The sequence below is a fragment of the Flavonifractor hominis genome, assembly GCF_040095835.1.
In the GTDB taxonomy this organism is placed as follows: domain Bacteria; phylum Bacillota; class Clostridia; order Oscillospirales; family Oscillospiraceae; genus Flavonifractor; species Flavonifractor hominis.
Genome location: NZ_JBBMFT010000026.1, coordinates 1 through 4,398 on the forward strand (window position 1 = coordinate 1; position 4,398 = coordinate 4,398).

The following is a 4,398-nucleotide window of genomic DNA, read 5'->3' on the forward strand; positions in this document are numbered from 1 at the left end:
AAAAATCCGTATCAACAGGGCTGGAAGGCCATGGGACGCCTGTTTCAGTATATCTTCCGCGCCCAATCGGCGAAAGGTGAGATATTGAGAGTAAAAGGAGAGGTGGTGTTCCAGAGTTCAATCTCCATATACGAATAAGTGAAAGTGGAAATGAGGAGGAAAAAACATGAAAGCACACAAGCGGTTGCTAGCCTCGGCGCTGGCATTGGCTATGAGCACCTCTTTGCTCATGCCGACGGCGTTGGCAAGCGGCCAGATAGGCGGCGAGCCCTTTTCGCCGTTTGAAGAACAAATTGACGAGACTCTGGCCACCTTGTCCCTGCGTCACCGCGCCTCACTGATGCAGGGCGGCATCGAAGGTGAGGTTGGACAGGACGGCTGGTATCACCACCAGACCAAAGCCATTCCCCACATGGGGATCCCGTTCCTGAACATGGCAAACGGGCCGATGGGAGTCAACAATACTCCGGCCACCTCTCAGGTGGGCGGCACCCATACCTCGTTCGGCTCCGGTCTGATTCTGGCCGCTACCTGGAATGAGGAGCTGGTTGAGGAAGCTGGCCGGGTCATGGGCGAAGAGGCCAGGGCCAAGGATGTGGCACTGTTCGAAGCGCCTGCGTTTAACATCAACCGGGATCTCACCGGCGGCCGTACGTTTGAGTACTATTCCGAAGATCCCTATCTGACCGCCCGTACCGCGGTGCCCTATGTCAAGGGTGTGCAGTCCCAGAAGGTTGCCGCCAACATCAAGCACTATATGGGCAACAACCAGGAGGACAACCGCAACAATTACAGCGCTAATATGTCCGAGCGTGCCATGCACGAGATCTACCTGCCTGCCTTCCAGGCGGCGGTAGAGGAAGCGGATGCCTGGAGCCTGATGACTGCGGCAAACCGCGCCAATGGTACTTATACCAGTGACAACCGTTATCTGCTCACCAATTTGCTGCGGTATGAGTGGGGATTCGACGGTGTGGCGCTTACCGATTGGTGTGGCACCCGAACCAACACCATTGCCGCTAAGGCAGGCCTGGATCTGTCCATGCCCGGACGTGCCACTGGCGTCTATCACTGGTCCAACCTCCTGAAAGAGGTAGAGAATGGAAACCTGAGTGAAGACGTCATCAGCCAGGCGGCTGAGAACATGCTGCGCTTGCTGTACCGGACCGGCGTTATGGGCGAGGAAAGTCTGCCCGAGGGCTCGATCAATACGCCCGAGCATGCCGCGGTGGAGCGCCAGGTGGCCGAAGAAGGCATTGTGCTGCTGAAGAATGAGCCCGCCAAGGATGCGCAGGAGAACATCCTTCCCCTCAACAAAGAGGAGATCAAGAGCATTGCGGTGCTGGGCCCCATGCACTCGGCCGATTTCTACCGTCCCGGCCCCGGCGGCAGCGGAGCCACCAACCCGCCCTATGAGGTGACGTACCTCCAGGGTATCCAGAAAGCGGTGGAGGGCACGGACATCCAGCTCAATGTGCCTGAGTATACGTATAACCCCGAAAATCCCTATGCGCCTACCGAGGAGGAAAAGGCGGAGATCCAGAAGAGCATTGACGCTGCGGTGGCAGCCGCCAAGGAATCCGAAGTGGCGGTAATCGTGGCTGGCCTGAAAAACGGCATGCCCAACACCAGCTATCCGGAGCCTGATACCGAGAGCGGCGACCGTGATGATCTGGACTTCCCCCCTGAGCAGCTGCAGCTGATCCAGGCGGTGGCAGAGGCCAATCCCAACACGGTGGTCATCGTCACCGGCTCCGTGGTGGAGCTGACCGACTTTGTGGATCTGGTGCCGGGAATCTTCCAGGCCTTCTATCCCGGTCAGGAGCAGGGCAATGCCATGGCAGATCTGCTCTTTGGCGTAAAGAACCCCTCTGGCCGTCTGCCGCACAGCATTCCTGAGCGGTTTGAGGACACGGTGGGCTATGTCAACCGGGATCTGAAAAACCAGAATATCAACTACGACGAAGGTGTGTACGTCGGTTATCGCTGGCACAACCTGGACGACAAGGCCGACGCCCTGTTCCCCTTCGGCCATGGCCTGTCCTATACCACCTTTGAGTACAGCAATGCCAAGGTGAGCTCTCCCACCATGGATCCCGAGGGGACTGTGACCGTGTCGGTGGACGTAACGAACACCGGAACGGTGGCAGGCAAGGAAGTGGTGCAGCTCTACATCAACGACGAGGAGTCCACCATCGACCGCCCCGTGCGCGAGCTGAAGGGCTTTGAGAAAATCGAGCTGCAGCCCGATGAGACGAAAACCGTTTCCTTTACCTTGGATAAGTCTGATCTGAGCTACTGGGACGACGAGGTCCACTCCTGGATGGCAGAGGCAGGTACGTTCAATGCCCAGTTCTGCCGCTCCTCCTCCGAAGTGATCACCCAGGTCGCTTTTGAGCTGACGGAGGATACCCAGCCTGACGAGCGCTATCAGGTGGTACAGGCGGAGCGGGCCATGACCGACTCCACCGGGACTGCCACGGGCAGCGAGGGCGAAAACTGGACCGGCGATGGCTATGTCACATTCCAGGACAAAGGCAGCAACGGTACCTTTACGGTCAATGCCGATAAGGCCGGAACCTATTCCCTGATCTTCAAATACTCCCAGCCCAATGCGGGCAACGCCCAGTCTACCGTCGAGGTCAATGGCGAGAAGATCGGCGTGATCTATGGCCAGCCCACCTGCTATGTCCAGAACGGCGCCCAGGTCAAGGATATCTGGAACTATGACAGCGTGGATGTGACGTTGCAGGAAGGCGAGAATACGGTCAAGCTCACAGCTGATGTAATGGGGTTTGATCTGGACAGCATCATCGTACAGGACGTGGATTACGTGGTGGAGACCCCGGAGCCTGCTCCTGACACGCCCGATCCCGAGCCGCCCAAGCCCGATCTGGACAGCTTTGACGGGTTTGCCATCGAAGCCGAGGATCCCAGCGTGGTCATAACGGATGGCGTCATTGCCAAAAACCACAACGGTTACAAGGGATCTGGTTTCTATGATCCCGATAAGGACAAATTCGGTACCATTGAATGGACAGCCCAGATTCCTGAGACGGATGAATATACCGTGTCTTTCCGCTACACATCTCTGGGTGGCCGCCCCTGTGACCTGTATATTGACGGAGTCAAAGCGCAGAGCTACAAGTTCTATACCGATGGCGAGCTGCAGAACGCGGCCTGGGAGACCTGGCTGACCGAGGGCTATCAGTTCCAGCTCACGGAGGGTGAGCATACCTTCAAGCTGGTGAACACGACGAAAAATGGTCCCAACATTGACCGCCTTATCATCAGCCGCGACGGAACCGTCTACGAGGCTGAGGAGGGCACGATGGGCGGAGGTACCACGGTGCAGAGCAACCGTGAAGGCTTTACCGGCACCGGTTTTGCCGATTACGGCGGAGCCGGAAGCTATGTGGAGATCGACCTTTCCATCGAGACATTTTCGCCGTACGACATTGAGGTGCGCTATGCCACTCCCGATGCCGCCAGACCCTGCATTGTTTATGTGGACGGAGTCGAAGTGGGCCGGCTGGAGATCAACCCCACCGGTACGGGAAATGACGGCTGGACCACATGGGACAATGAGACACTGCGCAATATTACCCTTTCTACCGACAACAAGAAGCTGAAAATCGTTTCCATCGGAGCTGGCCCCAATATTGACCGCGTAGTGATCCGCGGCGGCATGGAGACCGGCGATAATGTGGCTCCCACCGTTCTTACCAGCACGCCTGACAACGGTGCGGAAAACGTGCCTGTGAACCAGACCATTACACTTGGCTTCAGCGAAGATGTGCAGCCCAGCACCGCTTATGAGTCCATCACGCTTACAGAAGCGTCCGGAACCCCTGTGGAGCTGACCAAAGAGGTGGACAAGCGCACGCTAACGATTGACCCCACCGCTGATCTCAAGAGTGGAACCACCTATACTCTCACAGTGCCTGCTAAGGCGATCAAGGATGCAGCCGGAAACGATCTGGCTCAGCCCTATACTCTGTCCTTTACGACAGAAGGCCAGGCGCCCGTGGAGACCTACGCCGTCACCTACGCCCTGACCAACCTGACCGCCGAAGGCGCTCCCGCCCAGGTGGAGGAGGGCCAGCCCCTGAATGTGACCCTGGCCGCCGAGGAGGGCTACACTCTGCCTGCCACCGTCACCGTCACCATGGCGGGCGAGACCCTGACCGCCGGCGAGGGCTACACCTATGATTCCGAGACCGGAGCGCTGTCCATCGCCGCCGTCACCGGCGACGTGGTCATCACCGCCGCCGGCGAGGCCGAGGTCCTGCCTCCCGTGGTCACCAAGGTGACCGTCTCTCCCGCCACCGCCAGCGTGCAGGCCGGCACCACCCAGCAGTTCAACGCCGTGGTGGAGGGCGAGAACGAGCCCGACCA

General features: G+C 58.5%; 1 protein-coding gene. It reads left to right on the plus strand.

The genetic code is table 11. The features are described 5' to 3' along the window. Window positions 1–166: 166 nt before the first annotated feature. The coding region (locus WMO45_RS13565; RefSeq protein ID WP_349141423.1) for a glycoside hydrolase family 3 C-terminal domain-containing protein at window positions 167–4,398 on the plus strand (4,232 nt) is incomplete at its 3' end.